This is a genomic window from Streptomyces sp. NPDC035033 (assembly GCF_040636735.1).
GTDB lineage: Bacteria > Actinomycetota > Actinomycetes > Streptomycetales > Streptomycetaceae > Streptomyces.
In genome coordinates, this window is the sequence record NZ_JBEZUZ010000011.1 from 81762 (window position 1) to 105139 (window position 23378).

Annotated in this window: 38 protein-coding genes; 4 read left to right on the plus strand and 34 right to left on the minus strand. The window is 68.3% G+C overall.

The features are described 5' to 3' along the window. Window positions 1-31 precede the first annotated feature (31 nt). From rpsI to AB0E83_RS07500, 3 genes are all read right to left on the minus strand, one after another. Window positions 32-544, minus strand: a complete 513-nt coding sequence (gene rpsI / locus AB0E83_RS07490) for a 30S ribosomal protein S9 (protein ID WP_030494273.1) — start codon at window positions 542-544, stop codon at window positions 32-34. A 44-nt stretch (window positions 545-588) separates the two neighbouring features. Beyond that, window positions 589-1032: a 50S ribosomal protein L13 gene (gene rplM / locus AB0E83_RS07495; RefSeq protein ID WP_030494272.1), complete on the minus strand. Its 444-nt coding sequence runs from the start codon at window positions 1030-1032 to the stop codon at window positions 589-591. Window positions 1033-1276: 244 nt separating this feature from the next. Continuing rightward, window positions 1277-2899 (minus strand): ATP-binding cassette domain-containing protein, encoded by a 1623-nt coding sequence (locus AB0E83_RS07500; protein ID WP_362107371.1) that lies wholly within the window; start codon window positions 2897-2899, stop codon window positions 1277-1279. A gap of 56 nt (window positions 2900-2955) precedes the next feature. Between AB0E83_RS07500 and AB0E83_RS07505 the strand changes: the two genes are divergently transcribed. Further along, complete coding sequence (locus AB0E83_RS07505) at window positions 2956-3939, plus strand: hypothetical protein (RefSeq protein ID WP_362107374.1); 984 nt, start codon at window positions 2956-2958, stop codon at window positions 3937-3939. Window positions 3940-3960: 21 nt separating this feature from the next. On the opposite strand, the gene truA is transcribed toward AB0E83_RS07505, so the two are convergent. The 10 genes from truA to secY form a co-directional block, all read right to left on the minus strand. Further along, window positions 3961-4818 carry a tRNA pseudouridine(38-40) synthase TruA gene (gene truA, locus AB0E83_RS07510; RefSeq protein ID WP_362107377.1) on the minus strand — a complete coding sequence of 286 codons (858 nt, stop codon included), beginning with the start codon at window positions 4816-4818 and terminating at the stop codon, window positions 3961-3963. A gap of 82 nt (window positions 4819-4900) precedes the next feature. Next, entirely contained in the window at window positions 4901-5371 is a 471-nt protein-coding gene (rplQ, locus tag AB0E83_RS07515; RefSeq protein ID WP_265864057.1) for a 50S ribosomal protein L17, read from the minus strand. A gap of 169 nt (window positions 5372-5540) precedes the next feature. Continuing rightward, window positions 5541-6563 (minus strand): DNA-directed RNA polymerase subunit alpha, encoded by a 1023-nt coding sequence (locus AB0E83_RS07520; protein ID WP_004946635.1) that lies wholly within the window; start codon window positions 6561-6563, stop codon window positions 5541-5543. 138 nt (window positions 6564-6701) lie between these two features. Further along, a complete protein-coding gene (rpsK, locus tag AB0E83_RS07525; protein ID WP_003956432.1) occupies window positions 6702-7106 on the minus strand; it encodes a 30S ribosomal protein S11 in 405 nt (134 codons plus the stop codon). Window positions 7107-7173: 67 nt separating this feature from the next. Beyond that, window positions 7174-7554, minus strand: a complete 381-nt coding sequence (rpsM, locus tag AB0E83_RS07530; RefSeq protein ID WP_015035595.1) for a 30S ribosomal protein S13 — start codon at window positions 7552-7554, stop codon at window positions 7174-7176. Between the two features lie 191 nt (window positions 7555-7745). After that, window positions 7746-7859 carry a 50S ribosomal protein L36 gene (gene rpmJ, locus AB0E83_RS07535; RefSeq protein WP_003956441.1) on the minus strand — a complete coding sequence of 38 codons (114 nt, stop codon included), beginning with the start codon at window positions 7857-7859 and terminating at the stop codon, window positions 7746-7748. Window positions 7860-7920: 61 nt separating this feature from the next. After that, the gene (gene infA, locus AB0E83_RS07540; protein ID WP_014047798.1) at window positions 7921-8142 is read right to left on the minus strand and encodes a translation initiation factor IF-1; all 222 of its coding nucleotides are present in this window, start codon (window positions 8140-8142) and stop codon (window positions 7921-7923) included. A 163-nt stretch (window positions 8143-8305) separates the two neighbouring features. Beyond that, window positions 8306-9157 (minus strand): type I methionyl aminopeptidase, encoded by an 852-nt coding sequence (map, locus tag AB0E83_RS07545; RefSeq protein WP_362107380.1) that lies wholly within the window; start codon window positions 9155-9157, stop codon window positions 8306-8308. A 97-nt stretch (window positions 9158-9254) separates the two neighbouring features. Continuing rightward, the gene (locus tag AB0E83_RS07550) at window positions 9255-9902 is read right to left on the minus strand and encodes an adenylate kinase (RefSeq protein WP_362107383.1); all 648 of its coding nucleotides are present in this window, start codon (window positions 9900-9902) and stop codon (window positions 9255-9257) included. Continuing rightward, window positions 9902-11221, minus strand: coding sequence for a preprotein translocase subunit SecY (secY, locus tag AB0E83_RS07555; RefSeq protein ID WP_362107386.1), 1320 nt, complete (start codon window positions 11219-11221; stop codon window positions 9902-9904). Before secY ends, AB0E83_RS07550 begins: the two co-directional genes overlap by 1 nt. Window positions 11222-11561: 340 nt before the next feature. On the opposite strand from secY, the gene AB0E83_RS07560 reads away from it, so the two are divergent. The 3 genes from AB0E83_RS07560 (at window position 11562) to AB0E83_RS07570 (ending at window position 13593) form a co-directional block, all read left to right on the plus strand. Then, complete coding sequence (locus AB0E83_RS07560; RefSeq protein ID WP_362107389.1) at window positions 11562-12038, plus strand: hypothetical protein; 477 nt, start codon at window positions 11562-11564, stop codon at window positions 12036-12038. A gap of 121 nt (window positions 12039-12159) precedes the next feature. Next, complete coding sequence (locus AB0E83_RS07565; RefSeq protein ID WP_362107391.1) at window positions 12160-12831, plus strand: hypothetical protein; 672 nt, start codon at window positions 12160-12162, stop codon at window positions 12829-12831. A 132-nt stretch (window positions 12832-12963) separates the two neighbouring features. After that, the gene (locus AB0E83_RS07570) at window positions 12964-13593 is read left to right on the plus strand and encodes a response regulator transcription factor (RefSeq protein WP_362107394.1); all 630 of its coding nucleotides are present in this window, start codon (window positions 12964-12966) and stop codon (window positions 13591-13593) included. A gap of 119 nt (window positions 13594-13712) precedes the next feature. On the opposite strand, the gene rplO is transcribed toward AB0E83_RS07570, so the two are convergent. The 21 genes from rplO to rpsJ all read right to left on the minus strand — a co-directional run bounded on the left by rplO (window position 13713) and on the right by rpsJ (window position 23358). Continuing rightward, the gene (gene rplO / locus AB0E83_RS07575) at window positions 13713-14168 is read right to left on the minus strand and encodes a 50S ribosomal protein L15 (protein ID WP_362107397.1); all 456 of its coding nucleotides are present in this window, start codon (window positions 14166-14168) and stop codon (window positions 13713-13715) included. A gap of 2 nt (window positions 14169-14170) precedes the next feature. Next, window positions 14171-14353, minus strand: coding sequence for a 50S ribosomal protein L30 (gene rpmD, locus AB0E83_RS07580; RefSeq protein WP_005313525.1), 183 nt, complete (start codon window positions 14351-14353; stop codon window positions 14171-14173). After that, a complete protein-coding gene (rpsE, locus tag AB0E83_RS07585; RefSeq protein WP_030201551.1) occupies window positions 14353-14958 on the minus strand; it encodes a 30S ribosomal protein S5 in 606 nt (201 codons plus the stop codon). Before rpsE ends, rpmD begins: the two co-directional genes overlap by 1 nt. 45 nt (window positions 14959-15003) lie before the next feature. After that, window positions 15004-15387: a 50S ribosomal protein L18 gene (gene rplR / locus AB0E83_RS07590; protein WP_128985126.1), complete on the minus strand. Its 384-nt coding sequence runs from the start codon at window positions 15385-15387 to the stop codon at window positions 15004-15006. A 3-nt stretch (window positions 15388-15390) separates the two neighbouring features. Continuing rightward, window positions 15391-15930, minus strand: coding sequence for a 50S ribosomal protein L6 (rplF, locus tag AB0E83_RS07595; RefSeq protein WP_031012105.1), 540 nt, complete (start codon window positions 15928-15930; stop codon window positions 15391-15393). A gap of 21 nt (window positions 15931-15951) precedes the next feature. After that, window positions 15952-16350 carry a 30S ribosomal protein S8 gene (rpsH, locus tag AB0E83_RS07600; protein ID WP_031012103.1) on the minus strand — a complete coding sequence of 133 codons (399 nt, stop codon included), beginning with the start codon at window positions 16348-16350 and terminating at the stop codon, window positions 15952-15954. A 223-nt stretch (window positions 16351-16573) separates the two neighbouring features. Then, window positions 16574-16759: a type Z 30S ribosomal protein S14 gene (locus tag AB0E83_RS07605; protein WP_003956452.1), complete on the minus strand. Its 186-nt coding sequence runs from the start codon at window positions 16757-16759 to the stop codon at window positions 16574-16576. 5 nt (window positions 16760-16764) lie between these two features. Continuing rightward, window positions 16765-17322 carry a 50S ribosomal protein L5 gene (gene rplE, locus AB0E83_RS07610; RefSeq protein ID WP_265864084.1) on the minus strand — a complete coding sequence of 186 codons (558 nt, stop codon included), beginning with the start codon at window positions 17320-17322 and terminating at the stop codon, window positions 16765-16767. Continuing rightward, window positions 17319-17630 carry a 50S ribosomal protein L24 gene (gene rplX, locus AB0E83_RS07615; RefSeq protein WP_282694363.1) on the minus strand — a complete coding sequence of 104 codons (312 nt, stop codon included), beginning with the start codon at window positions 17628-17630 and terminating at the stop codon, window positions 17319-17321. The genes rplE and rplX overlap by 4 nt, the downstream gene beginning before the upstream one ends. Window positions 17631-17632: 2 nt before the next feature. Then, window positions 17633-18001 (minus strand): 50S ribosomal protein L14, encoded by a 369-nt coding sequence (gene rplN, locus AB0E83_RS07620; RefSeq protein ID WP_003956455.1) that lies wholly within the window; start codon window positions 17999-18001, stop codon window positions 17633-17635. Window positions 18002-18098: 97 nt separating this feature from the next. Further along, on the minus strand, window positions 18099-18380 hold the full coding sequence (gene rpsQ, locus AB0E83_RS07625) for a 30S ribosomal protein S17 (protein WP_123454679.1): 282 nt from the start codon (window positions 18378-18380) through the stop codon (window positions 18099-18101). Beyond that, a complete protein-coding gene (gene rpmC / locus AB0E83_RS07630) occupies window positions 18380-18604 on the minus strand; it encodes a 50S ribosomal protein L29 (RefSeq protein WP_030494258.1) in 225 nt (74 codons plus the stop codon). The genes rpsQ and rpmC overlap by 1 nt, the downstream gene beginning before the upstream one ends. Then, window positions 18604-19023: a 50S ribosomal protein L16 gene (rplP, locus tag AB0E83_RS07635; protein WP_030494257.1), complete on the minus strand. Its 420-nt coding sequence runs from the start codon at window positions 19021-19023 to the stop codon at window positions 18604-18606. Before rplP ends, rpmC begins: the two co-directional genes overlap by 1 nt. A 5-nt stretch (window positions 19024-19028) precedes the next feature. Continuing rightward, window positions 19029-19859: a 30S ribosomal protein S3 gene (rpsC, locus tag AB0E83_RS07640; RefSeq protein WP_030759375.1), complete on the minus strand. Its 831-nt coding sequence runs from the start codon at window positions 19857-19859 to the stop codon at window positions 19029-19031. Then, the gene (gene rplV / locus AB0E83_RS07645; RefSeq protein WP_009327087.1) at window positions 19859-20206 is read right to left on the minus strand and encodes a 50S ribosomal protein L22; all 348 of its coding nucleotides are present in this window, start codon (window positions 20204-20206) and stop codon (window positions 19859-19861) included. Before rplV ends, rpsC begins: the two co-directional genes overlap by 1 nt. A 43-nt stretch (window positions 20207-20249) precedes the next feature. Beyond that, window positions 20250-20531 carry a 30S ribosomal protein S19 gene (gene rpsS, locus AB0E83_RS07650; RefSeq protein WP_030759378.1) on the minus strand — a complete coding sequence of 94 codons (282 nt, stop codon included), beginning with the start codon at window positions 20529-20531 and terminating at the stop codon, window positions 20250-20252. A gap of 12 nt (window positions 20532-20543) precedes the next feature. Further along, a complete protein-coding gene (rplB, locus tag AB0E83_RS07655; protein WP_030494254.1) occupies window positions 20544-21380 on the minus strand; it encodes a 50S ribosomal protein L2 in 837 nt (278 codons plus the stop codon). A 39-nt stretch (window positions 21381-21419) separates the two neighbouring features. After that, the gene (rplW, locus tag AB0E83_RS07660; RefSeq protein ID WP_030494253.1) at window positions 21420-21737 is read right to left on the minus strand and encodes a 50S ribosomal protein L23; all 318 of its coding nucleotides are present in this window, start codon (window positions 21735-21737) and stop codon (window positions 21420-21422) included. Next, window positions 21737-22387 (minus strand): 50S ribosomal protein L4, encoded by a 651-nt coding sequence (rplD, locus tag AB0E83_RS07665; RefSeq protein WP_282694358.1) that lies wholly within the window; start codon window positions 22385-22387, stop codon window positions 21737-21739. The genes rplW and rplD overlap by 1 nt, the downstream gene beginning before the upstream one ends. A gap of 4 nt (window positions 22388-22391) precedes the next feature. Then, window positions 22392-23036: a 50S ribosomal protein L3 gene (rplC, locus tag AB0E83_RS07670; protein ID WP_031012092.1), complete on the minus strand. Its 645-nt coding sequence runs from the start codon at window positions 23034-23036 to the stop codon at window positions 22392-22394. Between the two features lie 13 nt (window positions 23037-23049). Then, complete coding sequence (gene rpsJ, locus AB0E83_RS07675; protein WP_003948644.1) at window positions 23050-23358, minus strand: 30S ribosomal protein S10; 309 nt, start codon at window positions 23356-23358, stop codon at window positions 23050-23052. Window positions 23359-23378: the final 20 nt, after the last annotated feature.

Consider the following 23378-nt stretch of genomic DNA (forward strand, 5'->3'; position numbering starts at 1 on the left):
GGGCGTACGTACAAGCAGTGCGAGCAGGCGATTAGCGCTTGCTGTACTGCGGAGCCTTGCGGGCCTTCTTGAGACCGGCCTTCTTCCGCTCGACCGCACGGTCGTCACGGGAGAGGAAGCCGGCCTTCTTCAGCGCCGGGCGGTTGTTCTCGACGTCGGCCTCGTTCAGGGCGCGGGCGACACCGAGGCGCAGGGCGCCGGCCTGGCCGGAGACGCCGCCACCCGCGATGCGGGCGATCACGTCGTAGCGGTTGTCGAGCTCGAGCACCTTGAAGGGCTCGTTGACTTCCTGCTGGTGGACCTTGTTCGGGAAGTAGTCCTCGAGCGTACGCCCGTTGATCTTCCACTTGCCGGTGCCCGGGACGATCCGGACGCGGGCGATGGCGTTCTTGCGACGGCCCAGGCCGGCGGCCGGCTGCGGGTCGCCGAAGCGCGACGCGAGGGACTCGGAGGTGTAGTCACCCTCGACGACCTCGGTCTCGGTGGTGTACTCCTCGACGCCCTCGAACTCGTCGACGGGGGTCTCAGGGGTGGTCTCGGCCACGATGCTCCTCAGATTTCTTTCGTTCTTAGGGGGTGTGGCCGGAACTACTGCGCGACCTGGGTGATCTCGAACGGGACCGGCTGCTGGGCAGCGTGCGGGTGGTTCTCGCCCGCGTAGACCTTCAGCTTCGAGAGCATCTGACGGCCCAGGGAGTTCTTGGGGATCATGCCCTTGATGGCCTTCTCGACGGCCTTCTCGGGGTTCTTCTCCAGAAGCTCGTCGTAACGGACGGAGCGCAGACCACCCGGGTAGCCGGAGTGGCGGTACGCCATCTTCTGGGTCTTCTTGTTGCCGGACAGGTGGACCTTGTCGGCGTTGATGATGATGACGAAGTCGCCCATGTCCATGTGGGGGGCGTAGACCGGCTTGTGCTTGCCTCGCAGGAGGTTCGCAGCCGTCGTCGCCAGACGGCCCAGGACGATGTCCTGCGCGTCGATGATGTGCCACTGGCGAGTGACATCGCCGGGCTTGGGGCTGTACGTACGCACTTCGTAGCCTTCGCTTCTTCAGTGGATGGAGTCCAGACACACCTGAAGCGATCATGCAGCTGGGGCACACACTGCCGGGACACCGCCCGTATGCAAGCCACTGGTAACTGCTCCAGGGAACCGCGTAAGGCCCCTCCGCGTGAGAACGACGAAGCCAATACGCATAACAAACCAGAAGCGTACCCGGGCGCCCCCGGGCGGGTCAAAACGCGCCCGGACCACCCCCGTCGTACGCCCCCCGGGATCAGCGCGCCCGCTCCACCCGCCGCTCGTCCCACACCGGCTCGGTCGTCTCGCGCACCACGCCGTCGGACCCGAAGACCAGGTAGCGGTCGAAGCTCTTGGCGAACCAGCGGTCGTGGGTGACGGCGAGGACCGTGCCCTCGTAGGACTCCAGGCCGTCCTGGAGGGCCTCGGCGGACTCCAGGTCCAGGTTGTCCGTGGGCTCGTCGAGGAGGAGCGCCGTGGTGCCGGCCAGCTCCAGGAGGAGGATCTGGAAGCGGGCCTGCTGGCCGCCGGAGAGCTTGTCGAAGGCCTGGTCGCCCTGCCGCTCCAGCTCGTACCGGCGCAGCATGGACATGGCCGCGCCCCGGTCCTTGGCGTGCTCGGTCCACAGGATGTCGACGAGCGGGCGCCCGGCCAGCTCGGGGTGGGCGTGGGTCTGCGCGAAGTGCCCGGGGACGACCCGCGCGCCCAGCTTCCACACGCCCGTGTGCGCCACCGACCCGTCACCGGCGAGCAGCCGCAGGAAGTGGGACTTGCCGGAGCCGTTCGAGCCGAGGACGGCGACCCGCTCCCCGTAGAAGATCTCCAGCGAGAAGGGCTTCATCAGCCCGGTGAGCTCAAGGTTCTCGCAGGTCACGGCACGGACGCCGGTCCGGCCGCCGCGCAGCCGCATCCGGATGTCCTGCTCGCGCGGCGGCTCCGGCGGCGGGCCGGCCTCCTCGAACTTCCGCAGCCGGGTCTGGGCGGCGGCGTACCGGGACGCCATCTCGTGGCTGACCGCGGCCGCCTGCCGCAGGTTGACGACCAGCTTCTTCAGCTGCGCGTGCTTCTCCTCCCAGCGCCGCTTCAGCTCCTCGAAGCGGGCGAACCGCTCCCGCCGGGCCTCGTGGAAGGTGTCGAAGCCGCCGCCGTGCACCCACACGTCGGAGCCGGCCGCGCCGGGCTCCACCGCGATGATCTTCTGCGCGGCCCGGGAGAGCAGCTCCCGGTCGTGGGAGATGAAGAGCACCGTCTTGCGGGTCTCCCGCAGCCGCTCCTCCAGCCACCGCTTGCCCGGCACGTCCAGGTAGTTGTCCGGCTCGTCGAGGAGCAGCACCTCGTCGGTGCCGCGCAGCAGCGACTCCAGGACGAGCCGCTTCTGCTCCCCGCCGGAGAGCGTCCGCACCTGCCGGAACTGCGCCTTCTCGTACGGCACGCCGAGCGCGGCCATGGTGCAGATGTCCCACAGCGTCTCGGCCTCGTACCCCTGCACCTCCGCCCAGTCGGCGAGCGCCTGCGCGTACTTCATCTGCGCGGCCTCGTCGTCGACGGTCATGATCAGGTGCTCGGCCTCGTCGACCGCCTTCGCCGCCTCCCGGATCCGCGGGTGCGCCACGGAGACGAGCAGGTCGCGGACGGTCGACTCGTCCCGCACGGAGCCGATGAACTGCGGCATCACGCCGAGCCCGCCACTGACGGTGACGGAGCCGCCGTGCGGCTGGAGGTCTCCCGCGATCATCCGCAGGAGGGTGGTCTTGCCGGCGCCGTTGGCCCCGACCAGCGCGACGACCGCGCCCTCCCCGACCCGGAAGGAGGCGTCCCCGAGGAGGACCCTCCCGTCGGGAAGGTAGTACTCCAGATGCGCGGCCTCGACATGTCCCATGGAGTGCATTGTCGCCGCCCGCGTCGGCTTCTCCCAAGCGGTTTAGGATGCGCGGCATGAGCTTTGGGGGACCGCAGTGGCCGCAGGAGCCGCAGCAACAGGGGCAGCAGGGGCAGCAGGGGTACGGACAGCGGCCCGGCTACGGGTACCCGCAGCAGCCGGGGCCGTACGGACAGCAGCAGCCGCAGCACGGGTACGGCTATCCGCCGCCGCAGGACCCCTTCGCGGGCGGACAGGGCGACGGCACCCCCGACTGGGGCGCCCTCGCGGCCGCCTCCGAGGCCGGCAGCCGCCGCAAGCGCCGCCTGGTGGTCGCGGGCGGGGTCGTCGCCACCCTCGCCGTGGGCGCGGTCGTCGCGACCGCCGTCGTGGCCACCAACAAGAAGAACGAGGAGGCCAAGAACGGCGGCCCGACCCCCACGGTCTCGGCCACCGCGACGGCCTCCCCCACCCCCGCGCCGACCTTCTCCTCGGTCGCCCCGCCGCCCCCGCCGGACCCGAAGGACTACATCACCGACCCGAAGAAGGACCGGGCGCCGCTGACCGCCGAGGGCCTCTTCCCCGGCAAGAAGCTCACCATGTACGGCCGCCCCTACAAGAAGGGCGCGACCTCCTCGACGACGAACTGCGTCTCGGTCACCCAGGGCGCGCTCGGCTCGGTGCTGAAGAAGAACGGCTGTCAGCGGGTGGTGCGCGCCACCTACGTCAGGGACGGCGTGGCGGTCACCGTCGGCGTCGCCGTCTTCCCCTCGGAGAAGGCCGCCCTGGCCGCGAAGAAGCAGGCCAGCGGCGGCATCGCCCCCCTCGCCGGCGCGGGCGTGGGGAACTTCTGCCACGCGACGGTCTGCCTCCGCCGCTCGAACTCGGTCGGCCGCTACGCCTACTTCACCCAGGCGGGCTTCACCGACGGCACCAAGGTCACCACGGAGGACACGTCCGTCTTCCGGGCCAGCGACGACCTGGGCACCTTCGCCTTCAACCAGATCTACGCCCGCGGCAAGAGCCAGGCGAAGGCCGCCGCCCCGGTACCGCCGCAGTAGCTGCGGGGCCGCCGCGCAGGCTCAGCAGCAGCCCGCGACGCCCGGGAGGGTGCGCTTGTTGCGGGCCTCGCGGCTGCGGGCGGCGAGCTGGTCGTCGGCCGGGTAGCCGACCTCTTCGAGGGTGAGGCCGTGGGGCCGCACGACGTGCACCGCGGAGTCCCGGACGCCGGCGGCCAGCACCTTGCCCGGCCACTCCACCGGCCGGTGCCCGTCGCCGACGAAGAGCAGCGCGCCGACCAGCGAGCGGACCATGTTGTGGCAGAAGGCGTCGGCCTTGACCGTGGCCTCCAGGACGCCGTCGGGCCGCCGCTCCCAGCGCAGCTCCTGAAGGGTGCGGATGGTCGTCGCGCCCTCCCGCTTCTTGCAGTACGCGGCGAAGTCGTGCTCGCCGACCAGCGCCGCCGCGGCCTCGTTCATGGCGTCCATGTCGAGCGTCCAGTCGTGCCACAGCACGTGCCCGCGCAGCAGCGGGTCGACGCCGCCGGGGTGGTCGGTGACCCGGTACGCGTACCGCCGCCAGATCGCCGAGAAACGCGCGTTGAAGCCCGCGGGGGCCTCGGCCACGCTCCACACCCGCACGTCGTGCGGGAGCCGCCCGGCGAGCCGCCGGAGCAGCTTCTCGCGGTGCTCCTCCCACAGCCCCTCCGGCAGGTCCACGTGGGCGACCTGCCCGCGCGCGTGCACCCCGGCGTCGGTCCGGCCGGCGACGGTCAGCTCGTACGTCTCCGGGGACCGCGTCACGGTCCTCAGCGCGTCCTCGATCTCGCCCTGCACGGTCCGCTGCCCGCGGGCCTGCTTGGCCCAGCCGGAGAAGTCCCTGCCGTCGTACGAAAGGTCGAGCCGTACCCGTACGAACCCGGGCTGCACGTCATCACTCACCAGAAAATCCTCTCAGACACACGGGAACGGGCCCGCACCCCAGGGGGTGCGGGCCCGTCCGCGAGAAACGTCGCGGGAACGCTTACGCGTCCTTCGCCTCGTCCTCGGTCGCCTCGACGGCGGCGGCCTCGTCGGCCTCCTTGACGGCGCGCTTGGTGGCGGCCTCGGCCTCGGCGACGGTCGCCTTCTTGGCGATCTCGCCCTCGACCAGCTCGATCACGGCCATCGGGGCGTTGTCGCCACGACGGTTGCCGATCTTGGTGATGCGGGTGTAACCGCCGGGACGCTCCGAGTAGCGCGGGGCGATCTCGGTGAAGAGGGTGTGGACGACGCCCTTGTCGGTGATCGTCTGCAGCACCAGGCGACGGTTGTGGATGTCGCCCTTCTTCGCCTTGGTGATCAGGCGCTCGGCGACCGGACGCAGGCGGCGGGCCTTGGCCTCGGTCGTCGTGATGCGGCCGTGCTCGAAGAGCGACTTCGCCAGGTTGGCGAGGAGCAGCTTCTCGTGCGCGGCGGAACCGCCGAGGCGGGCACCCTTGGTGGGACGCGGCATTGGTGTTTCTCCTAGTGTCTGCCCCGGCCGTGTCAGGTACCGGAGTCAGTGTCCGAGCAGGCGGTTACCTGTCGGAGACCGGGGCGTACGCCCCGGGAAGGGGAGCGGGGAACTGCGCGAACAGCCACAGTCCACCCGCACCCGAGTACGGACCCGAAGGCCCGAGCCCTCAGTACTGCTCGGTCTCGACGAACCCGGCGTCCGCGTCGTCGTCGGCGCCGAAGGCGTCCGCCGCGGCGGTCGGGTCGAATCCGGGCGGGCTGTCCTTGAGCGCGAGGCCCATGCCGGCCAGCTTCGCCTTGACCTCGTCGATCGACTTCGCACCGAAGTTGCGGATGTCGAGCAGGTCGGCCTCGGAGCGCGCCACGAGCTCACCCACGGAGTGGATGCCCTCGCGCTTGAGGCAGTTGTAGGAGCGGACGGTGAGCTCCAGCTCCTCGATCGGCAGCGCGAGGTCGGCGGCGAGGGCGGCGTCCGTCGGGGACGGGCCCATGTCGATGCCCTCGGCGTCGATGTTCAGCTCGCGGGCGAGACCGAACAGCTCGACCAGGGTCTTGCCGGCGGACGCCATGGCGTCGCGCGGGCGCATGGCCTGCTTGGTCTCGACGTCGACGATGAGCTTGTCGAAGTCGGTGCGCTGCTCGACTCGGGTCGCCTCGACCTTGTAGGTGACCTTGAGGACCGGCGAGTAGATGGAGTCGACCGGGATGCGGCCGATCTCCTGGCCCACCTGCTTGTTCTGGACGGCGGAGACGTAGCCGCGACCGCGCTCGACGGTCAGCTCCATCTCCAGCTTGCCCTTGGCGTTCAGGGTCGCCAGGACGAGGTCGGGGTTGTGCACCTCGACACCGGCCGGGGGCGCGATGTCGGCGGCGGTGACCAGACCCGGGCCCTGCTTGCGCAGGTACATCACGACCGGCTCGTCGTGCTCCGAGGAGACGACCAGCTGCTTGATGTTGAGGATGAGGTCGGTGACGTCCTCCTTGACGCCCGGCACGGTGGTGAACTCGTGCAGGACGCCGTCGATGCGGATGCTGGTGACGGCGGCACCCGGGATCGAGGAGAGGAGGGTACGACGGAGGCTGTTGCCGAGGGTGTAGCCGAAGCCCGGCTCCAGCGGCTCGATCACGAACCGGGAGCGGAACTCGTCGACGACCTCTTCGGTCAGCGACGGACGCTGAGCGATAAGCATGTGTGTTCCTTCATTCGTGGACGCCCACTATTTGACGCCCGACGGGGGTCTTGCGGTACTGCGTACTGCAAGGGTACGGGCGGCACGCCCCCCGGAGGGGGCGCACCGCCCGAATGCCCAGGTCAAGCAGGCGACGCGTCAGACGCGGCGGCGCTTGGGGGGACGGCAGCCGTTGTGCGGCGTGGGGGTGACGTCCTGGATCGAGCCGACCTCGAGGCCGGTGGCCTGGAGGGAGCGGATCGCGGTCTCACGGCCGGAGCCGGGACCCTTGACGAAGACGTCGACCTTGCGCATGCCGTGCTCCTGCGCGCGGCGGGCGGCCGACTCGGCGGCCATCTGCGCGGCGAAGGGGGTGGACTTGCGCGAGCCCTTGAAGCCGACGTGGCCGGCGGAGGCCCAGGAGATCACGTTGCCGGACGGGTCCGTGATCGAGACGATCGTGTTGTTGAACGTGCTCTTGATGTGCGCGTGGCCGTGAGCGACGTTCTTCTTTTCCTTGCGGCGCACCTTCTTGGCAGCGCCCTGACGTCCCTTGGGGGGCATCTCTTAACTCCTACGGGAGGTGGTCGGTCCTACAGCGAAGACCGCTTGGTCAAGCGTCCGCTGAGGACTACTTCTTGCCCGGCTTCTTCTTGCCGGCGATGGCGCGACGCGGGCCCTTGCGGGTACGAGCGTTCGTGCTGGTGCGCTGACCGCGGACGGGCAGGCCACGACGGTGGCGCAGGCCCTGGTAGCAGCCGATCTCGACCTTGCGGCGGATGTCGGCGGCGATCTCGCGGCGGAGGTCACCCTCGGTCTGGAGGTTGGCGTCCACGTACTCGCGGATCTTGACGAGGTCTTCCTCGGCAAGGTCGCGGACACGGGTGGACGGGTTCACGCCGGTCGCGGCGAGGATCTCCTCGGACCGGGTGCGCCCGATGCCGAAGACGTAGGTGAGTGCGACCACCACACGCTTCTCGCGCGGGATGTCAACACCGGAAACGCGTGCCATTCAATGGCTCCTGTGTGTTCGGGGGTCTGCCGCAGAACCGCTCCCGACCGCCGTACGAGGTACGAATCGGGTCCCCGGCCCCCGCCGGAGGTGCCGTCAGCCGTGGATCACGGCCGGACGGGTTCTGCGTATGTACACGTGTTGCTATGCGTCGCGCGAAGAACTGCGAGATGCAGGTCGGTCGGCGTGCGTCAGCCCTGGCGCTGCTTGTGGCGCAGGTTGTCGCAGATGACCATGACCCGGCCGTGACGGCGGATCACCTTGCACTTGTCGCAGATCTTCTTGACGCTCGGCTTGACCTTCATGGGATGTGAGGTTCTCCGGGTCAGTGCCACCACCCGCGCGGAAGGCGGGTACGGGCAAGATCTACTTGTACCGGTAGACGATCCGGCCGCGCGTCAGGTCGTACGGAGACAGCTCCACGACGACCCGGTCGTCCGGGAGGATGCGGATGTAGTGCATACGCATCTTTCCGGAGATGTGCGCGAGGACCTTGTGACCGTTCTGGAGCTCCACCCTGAACATGGCGTTCGGCAGGGACTCGATCACGGTGCCCTCGATCTCGATGGCACCTTGCTTCTTGGCCACGCTTCGCCCTTCGAATCGGCTACCTTGATCGACTCTCGCACTCCGGTGCGGACACACGGGTACACGAGAGCCGACGCATCAGTCTACGCCAGGCCCTCCCAAAAGACGAATCGGGAGAGTGTGCCCAGCGCGGAAGATCCTTACTCCGCCGGGATTCCGCCGCTCACGCCAGCGGGTCGGGCGCGGCGGTGATGCCCAGTTCCGCCAGCTTCGCCCTGCCGCCGTCGACGGCGGTGAGGACCAGGGGGCCGTCCTCCGTGAGGGCGACGCTGTGCTCCCAGTGGGAGGACCAGGTGCCGTCGGTGGTGACGACGGTCCAGTCGTCCTCCAGGACCTCCGTGCGCGGCGTGCCGAGGGAGACCATCGGCTCGATCGCCAGGCAGAAGCCGGGGACCAGCTTGGGGCCCTTGCCGCGCTTGCGGGAGACGTAGTTCAGGAGGTGCGGGTCCATGTGCATCTCGGTGCCGATGCCGTGGCCGCCGTAGTCCTCGACGATGCCGTACTTCCCGAGGCTGTGGTCGCCGACCGCCGGCCGCGGCTGGCGCTTGATGTAGGACTCGATCGCCTTCGAGATGTCCACCAGCCGGTTGCCCACCCGCATCGCGGCGATGCCGGCCCACATCGACTCCTCGGTCACCCGGGAGAGCTCGATCAGCTCCGGGGCGTGACCGGTGCCGACGAAGGCGGTGTACGCGGCGTCGCCGTGCCAGCCGTCGACGATCGCGCCGCAGTCGATCGAGATGATGTCGCCGTCCTTGAGGACGGTCTTCTCGTCGGGGATGCCGTGGACGACGACCTCGTTGACCGAGGTGCAGATGGTCGCGGGGAAGCCGCCGTAACCGAGGAAGTTCGACTTCGCCCCGTGGTCGGCGATCACCTTGCGCGCGACCTCGTCGAGGTCCCGGGTGGTGGCGCCGGGCACGGCGGCCTCACGGGTCGCCGCGTGGATGGCGGCGACGACCAGCCCCGCCTCGCGCATCTTCGCGATCTGCTCGGGGGTCTTGATCTGCACCATCGTGGCCGGGGCCTTTCCATCGAGTACGGGGAACAGAACAACGATACGGCCGCGGCGCCCGTCAGGGGCACCGCGGCCGTACCGCGTGAGCGTGGGGTTACTTCTTCAGCGCGTCCATCGCGCGCGCCGTGACCTCGTCCACCTTGCCGAGCGCGGAGATCGTCACGACCAGGTTCTGCGCCCGGTAGTAGTCGATGATCGGCTCGGTCTCCGTGTGGTAGACCTCCAGGCGCCGGCGGACGGTCTCCTCGGAGTCGTCCTCGCGCTGGTAGAGCTCGCCGCCGCAGACGTCGCAGACGCCCTCGGTCTTCGGAGCGTTGTACGTCACGTGGTACACGTGCGCGGAGTCGTTGCGGCAGATGCGGCGGCCCGCGATCCGCTTCACGACCTCGTCCTCGGGGACCTCCAGGTCCAGGACCGCGTCGAGCTGGACGCCACCCTCCTTGAGGATGTCGTCCAGGGCCTCGGCCTGGGCCACGTTGCGCGGGAACCCGTCGAGCAGGAAGCCGCCCTCGGCGTCCGACTGCTCCATGCGGTCCTTGGCCATCCCGATCGTCACGGAGTCCGGTACGAGCTGACCGGCCTTCATGTACGACTGCGCCTCCTGGCCCAGCGCCGTGCCCTGCGAGATGTTGGCACGGAACAGGTCACCCGTGGAGATGTGCGGGATGGCCAGGTTCTGGGCAAGGTACGCGGCCTGCGTTCCCTTGCCGGCCCCGGGCGGTCCGACGAGGACGATTCGCATCAGCGGAGGAACCCTTCGTAATTGCGCTGCTGGAGCTGGCTCTCGATCTGCTTCACGGTCTCCAGCCCGACACCCACGATGATGAGGATGCTCGTTCCACCGAAGGGGAAGTTGGCATTGGCACCGCCGAAGCCTGCCAACGCCATCGTCGGCACAAGAGCGATCAGACCCAAGTACAGCGAGCCCGGCCAAGTGATCCGGTTGAGCACGTAGCTCAAGTACTCGGCAGTAGGTCGACCAGCCCGGATACCCGGGATGAAGCCACCATACTTCTTCATGTTGTCGGCGACTTCCTCGGGGTTGAACGAGATCGCCACGTAGAAGAAGGCGAAGAACACGATCAGGAGGAAGTACGTGGCGATGTAGTAGGGGTGGTCACCCTTGACGAAGTGGGCTTCGATCCAGGTCTTCCACCCGGCGGTGGAGTCCGAGAACTGCGCGACCAGGGCCGGGATGTAGAGCAGCGACGACGCGAAGATGACAGGAATCACACCCGCCTGGTTCACCTTCAGCGGGATGTACGTGGACGTACCGCCGTAGGAACGCCGGCCGATCATGCGCTTCGCGTACTGCACCGGGATGCGGCGCTGGGCCTGCTCGACGAAGACGACGAGGGCCACCATCACGAAGCCGACCAGGATGACGACGCCGAACTCGATCCAGCCCTGGGCGAGCTTGCCGCTCTTCTTGATGGCCCACAGGGCGCTCGGGAAGCCGGCGGCGATCGAGATGAACATCAGGATCGACATGCCGTTGCCGATGCCGCGGTCGGTGATGAGCTCACCGAGCCACATGACGACGGCGGTGCCCGCGGTCATCGTGATGACCATGGTGGCGATCGTGAAGATCGACGGGTCCGGGACGACCTGGTTGGCGACGGAGCAGCCGCTGAAGAGCGCGCCGCTCTTGGCGGTGGCGACGAGGCCGGTGCCCTGGAGGATGGCGAGGGCCACGGTCAGGTACCGGGTGTACTGCGTGATCTTCGCGGTACCGGCCTGTCCCTCCTTCTTGAGGGCTTCGAGGCGCGGGATCACGACAGTCAGCAGCTGGAGAATGATGCTCGCCGTGATGTACGGCATGATGCCGAGCGCGAAGATGGTGATCTGCAGCAGCGCACCGCCACTGAACATCTGCATCAGGCCGAACAGGCTGTTGTCGCCCTCGCTGGCCTGCTTGACACACATCTGCACGGCCTCGTAGCTGATGCCGGGGACGGGGACGTGCGCCCCGAGCCGGTACAGCACGATGATGCCGAGTGTGAAGAGCAGCTTCTTGCGCAGGTCGGGCGTCTTGAACGTCCGGGCGAACGCGGTGAGCACGGTGCCTCCTGCGACCCCCGCGTAGCGCGCGTGAGGGCAACGGTCAATTGTGGATGATGAGCAGGTACAGAAGACGGCAGTCCTGTGTACCTACCACAGACTGCCGGGGACGCTAACAGCGGATACCATACCCGGCTGCCGAGTCCAGCGGAAACGTCTCCATCAGGCCGCGGGACCCCGAATCTCACGGGGCCCGCCCCGGCACACCCCTCCTTTCGTCGGGGGTGCGGCCGACCATCGGCCGGGATGACACTCCCCCGGCGCCCTCAGAAGACTGGGGACCAGAGGCTCCCGACGACCACGGGAGCCGGCCCGTCTTCCGTACCTGGGGGAAACACCGATGAAGAAGTCCATGGCAGCCGCCTCCGCCTGCGCCGCCGCGCTCCTGCTGGCGGCGCCGGCCACCGCCTCGGCCGCCGAGCCCGCCGCGCGCCCCGCCGAGCGGACCGCGGTCGTGCAGTCGGACGCCTCCGCCACCGCCGCCGCGGCCACCTGCAACCTCAAGCTGAGCAAGCCGTGGAAGGAGAACCGGGCGCGCACGGGCATCACCAACTACTCCCGCGGCACCTACCAGACCGTCAACAACTGCAGCGGCTTCACCCTCGGCGCCACCCTGCAGTACCACCGCTGGCACGGCTGGTCCGGCCTCGCCAGCGCGAGCTGGGTCGGCAACCGCTCCGTCCGCACCCTCGAGTGGAAGTGCCAGGGCAAGGGCACCTTCACGTACCGGATGTTCGGCACCGTGCGCGGCGGCAGCAACGGCGAGGAGCCGCGCGTCGGCCGCGGCTCGGGCCCCCAGAACCGGTTCACCTGCTGACCCGTCCCCCGCGCGGGGTCCCTCCCCGCGGACAGGGGCCGCTCATGTCCTCATGAGCGGCCCCTGTCCGTCGTCCCACGACCACCCGAACGATCACACGAACGGATCAGGACCAGTCAGCGTGAAGAAGTCGCAGTGGGCAGGCGCGGCGGGAGCCGTCCTCGTGGTCGCCGCCGTGGCGGCCGGAGTGGCGGCGGGCACGGACCTCGGCACGGACGCCGGGACGGCGCCAGCCGACCGGGGTGCCGTCGGCGCGGCGCCGTCCTTCACCCGCATCGCCTTCGACGAGGCCGTGCTGATCGGCCCCGCGGGGGACGGCACCGCGGCACGGCACGTCGAGATGCACGTCGAGCACCTGGACGGCGCGGTCAGGACGCTCCGCGTGGTCACCACCTCCGCCGGGAAGGTGACGGAGGAGCGCCTCTGGGAAGCCGGCCGGCCCGAGACCATCACCGTGCGCGACTGGCGGTCGTGCCGCGCGGTGACGGAGGAGACCCCGCAGCCGCGGCCGAGCCGGGTCGACGTGATCACCGACGAGCTCTTCGGTCCCGTCGCCGTCCCGCCCGCCGCCCGGCGGGAGCCGGACGGCACCCGGCGGTGGTCCACCACGGCCGGCCTGGTCACCACCGCGTACGCGGACGCCGGCGGCCGCTATCCCGACCGACGGGTCACGATCAAGGGCCCGGACGGACAGATCGGCTCGGTGATCACCGGCACCCGGCTCGACCGGGCGGGCGCGCTTCCGGCCTGGCGCCCCGGCTGGCAGGACTGCCGCCCCGCCGGCACCGCCTGACCGTTCCCCTTTATTCACCCCTGGCGCCGGCCCTTCTGTCATTACACTCGCAACCGACCGGAAGGAACAGCGGGGCGGTGGCGGGGGACATCGCCATGCACCGCCCCCGGACCACGTCCCAAACGGGGGGATATGAACACGCAGACAGGCGCCCACGTCCTGGTCGTCGACGACAGGCCGACGCAGGTGGCCGGGATCCAGCGGATCGTCGAAGAGTTCGCGTACGTAACAAGCATCAGCACGGCCACGGGTCCGGGCCTGTACGAGGCGGTGTCCGCCGGGGCCCCGGACATCGTCCTGCTCGGCCCCGCCCGGATCCCCGACAGCGCGCCGGCCGTCCTCACCCGCCTGCAGCGCGTCTCGCGCGGCTCGCGGGTCATCGTCTTCGGGCAGGCGGCCCGGTCCTTGATGAACGCCTCCAGCATCTCCGCGGGTCTCCACGGCTTCCTGCCGGACGACGCGACCCCGCAGGACTTCGACCGCGCCTTCTCCGCGGCGCTGGCCGGCTTCATCTACTTCCCCCGGAGCATGGCCGAGGAGCTGACCGGCCCGCGGCTGCGCTTTCCGCAGCTCACCGCGCGGGAGCAGGCCGTGCTCGACCTGCTCTCCGACGGCCTGACCAACCAGCGCATCGCGCGGATGCTCGGCATCAAGGAGACGACGGTCAAGATGTACGTGACCCAGGTCCTCGCCAAGCTCGGGGTCGAGAGCCGGCTCCAGGCCGGTCTCACGGCGAGGGGCCTGATCCCCGCCGCCGCCTGAGCCGCCCGGTCCGGCCCGGTCCGGTCCGGTCCGGTCCGAGGAGGATCCCGGGCACGAAAAAAGCCTGGCCGACACCCCGGAGGGTGCCGGCCAGGCTTTCGTCTACGTCAGACCGGAGCTCAGACGAGCTCGGTGACGGTGCCGCCGGCGGCGGTGATCTTCTCCTTGGCGGAGCCGGAGACGGCGTCGACCGTCACCTGCAGCGCCACGGAGACCTCGCCGGTGCCGAGCACCTTGACGAGCTGGTTCTTGCGCACCGCGCCCTTGGCGACCAGGTCGGCCACCGTGACCTCGCCACCCTGCGGGTAGAGCGCGGCCAGCTTGTCCAGGTTCACGACCTGGTACTCGGTGCGGAACGGGTTCTTGAAGCCCTTGAGCTTCGGGAGACGCATGTGGAGGGGCATCTGCCCACCCTCGAAGCGCTCCGGAACCTGGTAGCGGGCCTTGGTGCCCTTGGTACCACGACCGGCCGTCTTACCCTTCGACGCCTCACCACGACCCACACGGGTCTTGGCGGTCTTGGCGCCCGGGGCGGGACGGAGGTTGTGGATCTTGAGCGGGTTGTTCTCCGCCATGATCAGTCGACCTCCTCAACCGTCACGAGGTGGCGGACGGTGTGCACCATGCCGCGGAACTCGGGGCGGTCCTCCTTGACGACCACGTCGTTCAGGCGCTTGAGCCCGAGCGAACGCAGGGTGTCGCGGTGGTTCTGCTTGCTGCCGATGTACGACTTCGTCTGCGTGATCTTGAGGCGAGCCATTACGCACCCGCCCCAGCACGCGCACGGAGCAGAGCCGCGGGAGCGACGTCCTCGAGCGGCAGACCGCGGCGGGCCGCGATCTCCTCGGGACGCTGCAGGCCCTTCAGGGCCTCCACGGTCGCGTGCACGATGTTGATCGCGTTGTCGGAGCCGAGCGACTTCGACAGGATGTCGTGGACGCCGGCGCACTCCAGGACGGCGCGCACCGGGCCACCGGCGATCACACCGGTACCGGGGGAAGCCGGCTTGAGCAGGACGACGCCCGCGGCCTTCTCACCCTGGATCGGGTGCGGGATGGTGCCCTGGATACGGGGGACCTTGAAGAAGTGCTTCTTGGCCTCCTCCACACCCTTGGCGATGGCGGCCGGCACCTCCTTGGCCTTGCCGTAACCGACACCCACGGTGCCGTCACCGTCGCCCACCACGACCAGCGCGGTGAAGCTGAAGCGACGACCACCCTTCACAACCTTGGCGACGCGGTTGATCGCGACAACGCGCTCAACGTACGCGGTCTTCTCGGCGGCGGCAGCGCCACCGTCGCGGCCCTTCCGGTCCCGCCGCTCGCCGCCACCGGCACCGCTGCCGCGGCGCTGGGGTCCAGCCATTGGAATACCTCTCTCTGTTACGTCCGTTAGTCCCGGAACCGGGGCTTAGAACTTCAGCCCGGCTTCGCGGGCGGCGTCAGCCAGAGCGGCAATGCGCCCGGCGTACCTGTTGCCACCACGGTCGAACACGACGGCCTCGACACCGGCGGCCTTGGCGCGCTCGGCGACCAGGGCGCCGACCTGCTGGGCCTGCGAGGACTTCGAGCCCTCGCCACCGCGGATCGAAGCGTCCAGGTGGGACGCCGACGCCAGGGTGTGACCCTTCAGGTCATCGATGACCTGCGCGGTGATACCGCGGTTGGAACGCGTCACGACGAGACGCGGACGCTCCGCCGTACCCGACACGTTCTTGCGGATGCGCAGGTGACGACGCGCCTTCGCGGCGCGCTTGTAAGCGTCGCCCTTGGCGATCTTGACACCGTATGCCATGGCTTACTTACCAGCCTTTCCGACCTTGCGGCGGATGACCTCGCCCGCGTACTTGACGCCCTTGGCCTTGTACGGGTCGGGCTTCCGCAGCTTGCGGATGTTCGCGGCGACCTCGCCGACCTTCTGCTTGTCGATGCCCTCGACCGAGAACTTGGTCGGCGACTCGACCTTGAAGGAGATGCCCTCGGGGGCCTCCACCAGGATCGGGTGGCTGTAGCCGAGCTGGAACTCCAGGTCGGAGCCCTTCGCGGCCACGCGGTAACCGACACCGCTGATCTCGAGCGCCTTGACGTACCCCTGGGTCACACCGGTGATCATGTTGGCCACCAGCGTGCGGGACAGGCCGTGGAGGGCCTTGTTCTGACGCTCGTCGTTCGGACGGGTGACGTTCAGAACGCCGTCCTCGCCCTTGACGATCTCGATCGGCGCGGCGACGGTGTGGGTCAGGGTGCCCTTGGAACCCTTCACCGTGACCGTGCGGCCCTCGATGGTGACGTCCACGCCGGCGGGAACCGTGATGGGGAGCTTGCCGATTCGCGACATTGGCTTTTCCTCCGTTCCCGACTACCAGACGTAGGCGAGGACTTCCCCACCCACGCCCTTCTTCTGAGCCTGCTGGCCGGTCAGGAGACCGTGGGACGTGGAGATGATCGCCACGCCCAGGCCGCCGAGGACCTTCGGCAGGTTGGTGGACTTCGCGTAAACCCGGAGGCCCGGCTTCGAGATCCGCTTGATGCCCGCGATGGAGCGCTCACGGTTCGGACCGAACTTCAGGTCGATGACGAGGTTCTTGCCGACCTCGGCGTCCTCGACCTTCCAGCCCGTGATGAAGCCCTCCTGCTGGAGGATTTCCGCGATGTGAGACTTGATCTTGCTGTGCGGCATCGTCACGGTGTCGTGGTACGCCGAGTTCGCGTTACGCAGACGCGTGAGCATGTCTGCGATCGGATCAGTCATGGTCATGAATTGGCCTTCGGCCTCTCTCGCCGGGGTTTCCTGGTGCACCATCCCTCTCCCCGATCCGAGACGGGGCGGGTGCGGTGCGGTGGACCTACGGCGTAGTAAGTCGTACGGGCGGCGGACGCCCAACCCCACTAGCCTAAGCCATACGGGGGTGGGAGTCCGCCAACCCAATGCCTACCGAGAGACTCCGGTCATTCCTCAACGCCCGTGGGGCGAGGGGGAATTACCAGGAGCTCTTGGTCACGCCCGGCAGCTCGCCACGGTGAGCCATCTCACGGAGGCACACGCGGCACAGGCCGAACTTGCGGTACACGGAGTGGGGGCGACCGCAGCGCTGGCAGCGGGTGTACGCACGCACACCGAACTTGGGCTTACGGGCAGCCTTCGCGATGAGAGCCTTCTTCGCCATCTCGCTTACGCCTCCTTGAACGGGAAGCCGAGGTGACGCAGAAGGGCACGGCCCTCGTCGTCGTTGGTCGCCGTGGTCACCACGGTGATGTCCATACCCCGGACACGGTCGATCTTGTCCTGGTCGATCTCGTGGAACATGACCTGCTCCGTGAGACCGAAGGTGTAGTTGCCACGGCCGTCGAACTGCTTCGGGGACAGGCCGCGGAAGTCGCGGATGCGCGGCAGCGCCAGCGACAGGGTGCGGTCCAGGAACTCCCACATGCGGTCGCCGCGGAGGGTGACGTGCGCACCGATCGGCTGGCCCTCACGCAGCTTGAACTGCGCGATGGACTTGCGGGCCTTGGTGACGGCCGGCTTCTGACCGGTGATCGTGGTGAGGTCGCGGATGGCGCCCTCGATCAGCTTCGAGTCACGGGCGGCGTCGCCGACACCCATGTTGACCACGATCTTCACGAGGCCGGGGATCTGCATGACGTTCTCGTACTTGAACTCGTCACGCAGCTTGCCCGCGATCTCCTCGCGGTACTTCGTCTTGAGACGCGGAGTGGTGGTAGCCATCAGATGTCCTCACCCGTCCGCTTGGCAACGCGGATCTTGTTGCCCTCGTCGTCGAAGCGGTAACCGACACGCGTGACGACCTTCTTGCCGTCCTTCTCCACGACCAGCTGGACGTTGGAGACGTGGACCGGGGCCTCGGTGGTCACGATGCCGCCGGCCTGGTTCGGGCCGGCCTTGGTGTGCTTCTTGACCCGGTTGACACCCTCGACGAGGACGCGGGACTCGGCGGGGTAGGCCGCGATGACCTTGCCCTGCTTGCCCTTGTCCTTGCCGGTGATGACCTGGACCAGGTCGCCCTTCTTGATCTTCATGCTTACAGCACCTCCGGCGCGAGCGAGATGATCTTCATGAACTTCTTCTCGCGCAGCTCACGGCCGACGGGGCCGAAGATACGGGTGCCGCGAGGGTCGCCGTCGTTCTTCAGAATGACGGCGGCGTTCTCGTCGAAGCGGATGTACGAGCCGTCCTGGCGGCGGCGCTCCTTGACGGTGCGAACGATGACCGCCTTGACGACGTCACCCTTCTTCACGTTGCCACCGGGGATCGCGTCCTTGACGGTGGCGACGATGACGTCACCGATGCCCGCGTAGCGGCGACCCGAGCCACCGAGAACACGGATGCAAAGGATCTCCTTGGCACCAGTGTTGTCGGCGACGCGAAGTCGCGACTCCTGCTGGATCACGTCTATCTCCTGATTGTCTGCCGGTTCCCGGCAGGGGCACCGGAGTGCCCCTGCCGAGCCTGGCGGAACTGTTCCTAGGGGGTCCCCCTAGGAGGGATTACTTGGCCTTCTCGAGGATCTCGACGACGCGCCAGTGCTTCGTCGCCGACAGCTTCCGGGTCTCCATCAGGAGGACGCGGTCACCGATGCCGGCGGCGTTCTGCTCGTCGTGAGCCTTGAGCTTGTTCGTACGGCGGATGACCTTGCCGTACAGCGCGTGCTTGACGCGGTCCTCGACGGCGACGACGACGGTCTTGTCCATCTTGTCGCTGACGACCAGGCCCTCGCGGACCTTGCGGGCGTTGCGCTCGGTCTTCTCAGTCACGTTGTTCTCGCTCATCAGGCGTTCTCCACCGTCTCAATGCCGAGCTCACGCTCGCGCATGAGGGTGTAGATCCGGGCGATGTCCTTACGGACCGCCCGCAGACGGCCGTGGTTCTCGAGCTGGCCCGTCGCCGCCTGGAAGCGGAGGTTGAACAGCTCTTCCTTGGCCTCGCGGAGCTTGGCCACAAGCTCCTCGTTGCCCAGCTCGCGCAGCTCGGACGCCTTGGTACCGGCCGACATCACAGCTCACCTGCCTCGCGCTTAACGATCTTGCACTTCATCGGCAGCTTGTGGGCCGCACGAGTCAGAGCCTCACGCGCGATCTTCTCGTTCGGGTAGGACAGCTCGAACATCACCCGACCGGGCTTGACGTTCGCGATCCACCACTCCGGCGAACCCTTACCGGAACCCATGCGGGTCTCGGCGGGCTTCTTCGTCAGCGGGCGGTCCGGGTAGATGTTGATCCAGACCTTGCCGCCACGCTTGATGTGGCGGGTCATCGCGATACGCGCGGCCTCGATCTGGCGGTTGGTCACGTAGGCCGGGGTGAGGGCCTGAATGCCGTACTCGCCGAACGCAACCTGCGTGCCACCCTTGGACATGCCATTGCGCTTCGGGTGGTGCTGCTTGCGGTGCTTGACCCTACGGGGGATCAGCATTTCGGTCAGGCCTCCGTTCCGGTGCTCTCGGCAGCCGGAGCGGCGGCGGCCTCGGCCTTGGGGGCCTCGGCAGCGGGAGCCTGCTGCGGCTTGCGACCGCGACCGCCACGCTCGCCACCGCGGCCACCGCGGCCGGCCGGGCGGTCAGCGCCGCCACGGGCCGGACGGTTGCCGGCGCGGGCGGCGGCGTTCTCGGCGCGGACCTCGGCGATGTTCTTGACGTCGCCCTTGTAGATCCAGACCTTCACGCCGATGCGGCCGAAGGTCGTCTTGGCCTCGAAGAAGCCGTACTCGACGTTCGCGCGGAGCGTGTGCAGCGGCACACGGCCCTCGCGGTAGAACTCCGAGCGGGACATCTCGGCGCCGCCGAGACGGCCACCACACTGGATCTTGATGCCCTTGGCGCCGGCCTTCATGGCGGACTGCATGCTCTTGCGCATGGCCCGACGGAAGGAGACGCGGGAGGAGAGCTGCTCGGCGACGGCCTGGGCCACGAGCTGAGCGTCGACCTCGGGGTTCTTGACCTCGAGGATGTTCAGCTGGACCTGCTTGCCGGTCAGCTTCTCCAGCTGGCCGCGGATCTTGTCGGCCTCGGCGCCGCGGCGACCGATGACAATGCCCGGACGAGCGGTGTGGATGTCCACGCGGACACGGTCACGGGTGCGCTCGATCTCGACCTTGGAGATGCCGGCGCGCTCCATGCCGGACGTCAGCATCCGACGGATGGCGACGTCTTCCTTGACGTAGTCCTTGTACAGCTTGTCGGCGTACCAGCGGGACTTGAAGTCCGTGGTGATGCCGAGCCGGAACCCATGCGGGTTAACCTTCTGGCCCATTACCGGGTTCCTTCCTTGCTGCTGACGACCACGGTGATGTGGCTGGTCCGCTTGCGGATCCGGTAGGCACGGCCCTGGGCACGCGGACGGAACCGCTTCAGGGTCGGGCCCTCGTCGACGTACGCCTCGCTGATGAACAGCGAAGAGGCGTCCGTGTGGTCGTAGTTGTGCGCGGCGTTGGCGATGGCGCTGTCGAGCACCTTGCCGACCGGCACGGAGGCTGCCTGCGGAGCGAATCGCAGAACAGCCTGAGCCTCCGTGGCATCCATGCCACGGATCAGGTCCACCACGCGGCGGGCCTTCATGGGCGTGACGCGGATGTACCGCGCCTGGGCCCTGGCTTCCATGGTTGTCCCTTCAGTTACTTACGTGTCTGAATGCGATCCGCTACTAGCGGCGCTTCGACTTCCGGTCTTCCTTGACGTGACCCCGGAAGGTACGCGTCGGCGAGAACTCGCCGAGCTTGTGCCCGACCATCGACTCGGTGACGAACACCGGGACGTGGGTCTTGCCGTTGTGCACCGCGATCGTGTGCCCGAGCATCGCCGGGATGATCATGGAGCGACGGGACCAGGTCTTGATGACGTTCTTGGTACCGGCCTCGTTCTGAGCGTCCACCTTCTTGATGAGGTGGCCGTCGACGAAGGGTCCCTTCTTGAGACTGCGCGGCATCTAAACCCGCTCCTAGCGCTTCTTGTTCGTCTTGCGGCGGCGGACGATGTACTTGTTCGAAGCCTTCTTCGGCGAACGAGTACGACCCTCCTTCTGACCCCACGGGGAGACCGGGTGGCGACCACCGGAGGTCTTGCCCTCACCACCACCGTGCGGGTGGTCAACCGGGTTCATCGCCACACCGCGAACGGTCGGGCGGACGCCCAGCCAGCGCTTGCGGCCGGCCTTGCCCCAGTTGATGTTCGACTGCTCGGCGTTGCCGACCTCGCCGATGGTGGCGCGGCAGCGGGCGTCGACCAGACGGATCTCGCCGGACGGCATGCGGAGGTGGGCCATGGTGCCCTCCTTCGCAAGCAGCTGCACGGAGGCACCCGCGGAGCGGGCGAACTTGGCGCCACCGCCGGGACGGAGCTCGATCGCGTGGATCGTGGTACCGACCGGGATGTTGCGGAGGGCCAGGTTGTTGCCGGGCTTGATGTCCGCGCCCGGGCCGTTCTCGACGCGGTCACCCTGCGTCAGACCCTTGGGAGCGATGATGTAGCGCTTCTCGCCGTCCGCGTAGTGGAGCAGCGCGATGCGCGCGGTGCGGTTGGGGTCGTACTCGATGTGAGCGACCTTGGCCGGCACGCCGTCCTTGTCGTGACGACGGAAGTCGATCACGCGGTAGGCACGCTTGTGGCCACCGCCCTGGTGACGGACGGTCACACGACCGGTGTTGTTACGGCCGCCCTTGCTGTGCAGGGGGCGGACCAGCGACTTCTCCGGCGTGGACCGCGTGATCTCGACGAAGTCGGCGACGGAGGAGCCACGGCGGCCCGGCGTCGTCGGCTTGTACTTGCGGATACCCATTTCTCAGTCCTCGTCCGATATCGGACGACTCGACCGCCGTCAGGCGGTCGGGCCGCCGAAGATGTCGATTCGGTTGCCCTCGGCGAGGGTCACGATGGCGCGCTTGGTGTTGGCGCGCTTGCCGAAACCGGTGCGGGTGCGCTTGCGCTTGCCCTGGCGGTTGATCGTGTTGACCCCGGTGACCTTGACCGAGAAGACCGCCTCGACGGCCTGCTTGATCTGCGTCTTGTTGGCGCCCGGCGCGACGATGAACGTGTACTTGTTCTCGTCGAGCAGCGCGTAGCTCTTCTCGGAGACAACCGGCTTGACGAGGACGTCGCGCGGGTCCGTGAAGGTCTTGCTGGTGATCTCGGCCATCAGGCTTCGTTCCCCTCGTTGTCAGCGGCCTTGGGGCCAGACACGAAGGACTCGAACGCGGCCTGGGTGAAGACCACGTCGTCGGATCGCATCACGTCGTACGTGTTCAGCTGGCCCGGCTCCAGGATGTGCACCTGGGGCAGGTTGCGGGCGGACAGCCACGCGGCCTCGTCGGCGCGCTCGGCGACCAGGAGCAGGTTCTTGCGCTCCGAGATCTTGCCGAACAGCGTCTTGGCGGCCTTGGTGGAGACCTCACCCTCGACCACGCCGGTGACGACGTGGATGCGGGAGTGGTTCGCCCGGTCGGAGAGGGCACCGCGGAGGGCGGCGGCCTTCATCTTCTTCGGGGTCCGCTGCGAGTAGTCACGCGGCACGGGACCGTGCACGACGCCACCACCGGCGAACTGCGGGGCGCGGGTCGAACCCTGACGGGCGCGGCCGGTGCCCTTCTGGCGGTAAGGCTTCTTGCCACCACCGCGGACCTCGCCACGCGTCTTGGTCTTGTGGGTGCCCTGGCGGGCGGCCGCAAGCTGCGCGACGACGACCTGGTGGATCAGCGGGACGCTGACCTTGGCGTCGAAGATCTCGGCCGGGAGCTCGATGGTCCCCGCCTTGTCGCCCGCGGGCGACAGAATGTCAATGGTGCTCATATCCTCAGGCCCCCTTGGCCGCGGTGCGGACCAGGACGAGGCCGCCGTTCGGACCAGGAACCGCGCCCTTGATGAGCAGCAGGCCCTTCTCCGCGTCAACGGCGTGAACGGTCAGGTTCTGGGTGGTCACGCGCTCGTTGCCCATGCGGCCGGCCATGCGCATGCCCTTGAAGACGCGGCCCGGGGTGGCGCAGCCACCGATCGAACCGGGCTTGCGGTGCACGCGGTGGGCACCGTGGGAGGCCTTGCCACCACGGAAGTTGTGGCGCTTCATGGCACCGGCGAAGCCCTTGCCCTTGCTCTTGCCGGTCACGTCGACCTTGATGCCCGCCTCGAAGACCTCGGCGGTGATCTCCTGGCCGAGGGTGTACTCGCTGGCGTCAGCGGTACGGATCTCGACGAGGTGACGGCGCGGGGTGACGTCGGCCTTGGCGAAGTGGCCCTTGAGGGGCTTGTTCACCTTGCGCGGGTCGATCTCGCCGAAGGCGATCTGGACCGACTCGTAGCCGTCGACGTCGTTCGTACGCACCTGGGTCACGACATTCGGGCCGGCCTTGACGACGGTCACCGGGACGACCCGGTTGTTCTCGTCCCAGACCTGCGTCATGCCGAGCTTCTCGCCCAGGATGCCCTTGATGTTCTTAGCCATCTCGCGCGTCACCTCAGAGCTTGATCTCGATGTCGACGCCCGCCGGCAGGTCGAGACGCATCAGCGAGTCAACCGTCTTCGGCGTGGGGTCGAGGATGTCGATGAGGCGCTTGTGCGTGCGCATCTCGAAGTGCTCGCGCGAGTCCTTGTACTTGTGCGGCGACTTGATGACGCAGTACACGTTCTTCTCAGTGGGCAGCGGCACCGGGCCCGCGACCGACGCACCAGTGCGGGTCACCGTCTCGACGATCTTCTTCGCCGAGGAGTCGATGACCTCGTGGTCGTAGGCCTTGAGCCGGATGCGGATCTTCTGTCCCGCCATGGCTACTTCGTAGTCCTGTC

What these genes read in the sequence shown, in the direction of transcription:
- AB0E83_RS07500 (WP_362107371.1), bottom strand. Translation starts at nt 2,899, where the DNA reads ATGGGACATGTCGAGGCCGCGCATCTGGAGTACTACCTTCCCGACGGG.
- AB0E83_RS07505 (WP_362107374.1), top strand. Translation starts at nt 2,956, where the DNA reads ATGAGCTTTGGGGGACCGCAGTGGCCGCAGGAGCCGCAGCAACAGGGG.
- rplQ (WP_265864057.1), bottom strand. Translation starts at nt 5,371, where the DNA reads ATGCCGCGTCCCACCAAGGGTGCCCGCCTCGGCGGTTCCGCCGCGCAC.
- AB0E83_RS07520 (WP_004946635.1), bottom strand. Translation starts at nt 6,563, where the DNA reads ATGCTTATCGCTCAGCGTCCGTCGCTGACCGAAGAGGTCGTCGACGAG.
- rpsK (WP_003956432.1), bottom strand. Translation starts at nt 7,106, where the DNA reads ATGCCCCCCAAGGGACGTCAGGGCGCTGCCAAGAAGGTGCGCCGCAAG.
- rpsM (WP_015035595.1), bottom strand. Translation starts at nt 7,554, where the DNA reads ATGGCACGCGTTTCCGGTGTTGACATCCCGCGCGAGAAGCGTGTGGTG.
- rpmJ (WP_003956441.1), bottom strand. Translation starts at nt 7,859, where the DNA reads ATGAAGGTCAAGCCGAGCGTCAAGAAGATCTGCGACAAGTGCAAGGTG.
- map (WP_362107380.1), bottom strand. Translation starts at nt 9,157, where the DNA reads ATGGTGCAGATCAAGACCCCCGAGCAGATCGCGAAGATGCGCGAGGCG.
- AB0E83_RS07550 (WP_362107383.1), bottom strand. Translation starts at nt 9,902, where the DNA reads ATGCGAATCGTCCTCGTCGGACCGCCCGGGGCCGGCAAGGGAACGCAG.
- AB0E83_RS07560 (WP_362107389.1), top strand. Translation starts at nt 11,562, where the DNA reads ATGAAGAAGTCCATGGCAGCCGCCTCCGCCTGCGCCGCCGCGCTCCTG.
- AB0E83_RS07570 (WP_362107394.1), top strand. Translation starts at nt 12,964, where the DNA reads ATGAACACGCAGACAGGCGCCCACGTCCTGGTCGTCGACGACAGGCCG.
- rplO (WP_362107397.1), bottom strand. Translation starts at nt 14,168, where the DNA reads ATGGCGGAGAACAACCCGCTCAAGATCCACAACCTCCGTCCCGCCCCG.
- rpmD (WP_005313525.1), bottom strand. Translation starts at nt 14,353, where the DNA reads ATGGCTCGCCTCAAGATCACGCAGACGAAGTCGTACATCGGCAGCAAG.
- rpsE (WP_030201551.1), bottom strand. Translation starts at nt 14,958, where the DNA reads ATGGCTGGACCCCAGCGCCGCGGCAGCGGTGCCGGTGGCGGCGAGCGG.
- rplR (WP_128985126.1), bottom strand. Translation starts at nt 15,387, where the DNA reads ATGGCATACGGTGTCAAGATCGCCAAGGGCGACGCTTACAAGCGCGCC.
- rplF (WP_031012105.1), bottom strand. Translation starts at nt 15,930, where the DNA reads ATGTCGCGAATCGGCAAGCTCCCCATCACGGTTCCCGCCGGCGTGGAC.
- rpsH (WP_031012103.1), bottom strand. Translation starts at nt 16,350, where the DNA reads ATGACCATGACTGATCCGATCGCAGACATGCTCACGCGTCTGCGTAAC.
- AB0E83_RS07605 (WP_003956452.1), bottom strand. Translation starts at nt 16,759, where the DNA reads ATGGCGAAGAAGGCTCTCATCGCGAAGGCTGCCCGTAAGCCCAAGTTC.
- rplX (WP_282694363.1), bottom strand. Translation starts at nt 17,630, where the DNA reads ATGAAGATCAAGAAGGGCGACCTGGTCCAGGTCATCACCGGCAAGGAC.
- rpsQ (WP_123454679.1), bottom strand. Translation starts at nt 18,380, where the DNA reads ATGAGCGAGAACAACGTGACTGAGAAGACCGAGCGCAACGCCCGCAAG.
- rpmC (WP_030494258.1), bottom strand. Translation starts at nt 18,604, where the DNA reads ATGTCGGCCGGTACCAAGGCGTCCGAGCTGCGCGAGCTGGGCAACGAG.
- rplP (WP_030494257.1), bottom strand. Translation starts at nt 19,023, where the DNA reads ATGCTGATCCCCCGTAGGGTCAAGCACCGCAAGCAGCACCACCCGAAG.
- rpsC (WP_030759375.1), bottom strand. Translation starts at nt 19,859, where the DNA reads ATGGGCCAGAAGGTTAACCCGCATGGGTTCCGGCTCGGCATCACCACG.
- rplV (WP_009327087.1), bottom strand. Translation starts at nt 20,206, where the DNA reads ATGGAAGCCAGGGCCCAGGCGCGGTACATCCGCGTCACGCCCATGAAG.
- rpsS (WP_030759378.1), bottom strand. Translation starts at nt 20,531, where the DNA reads ATGCCGCGCAGTCTCAAGAAGGGACCCTTCGTCGACGGCCACCTCATC.
- rplB (WP_030494254.1), bottom strand. Translation starts at nt 21,380, where the DNA reads ATGGGTATCCGCAAGTACAAGCCGACGACGCCGGGCCGCCGTGGCTCC.
- rplW (WP_030494253.1), bottom strand. Translation starts at nt 21,737, where the DNA reads ATGGCCGAGATCACCAGCAAGACCTTCACGGACCCGCGCGACGTCCTC.
- rplD (WP_282694358.1), bottom strand. Translation starts at nt 22,387, where the DNA reads ATGAGCACCATTGACATTCTGTCGCCCGCGGGCGACAAGGCGGGGACC.
- rplC (WP_031012092.1), bottom strand. Translation starts at nt 23,036, where the DNA reads ATGGCTAAGAACATCAAGGGCATCCTGGGCGAGAAGCTCGGCATGACG.
- rpsJ (WP_003948644.1), bottom strand. Translation starts at nt 23,358, where the DNA reads ATGGCGGGACAGAAGATCCGCATCCGGCTCAAGGCCTACGACCACGAG.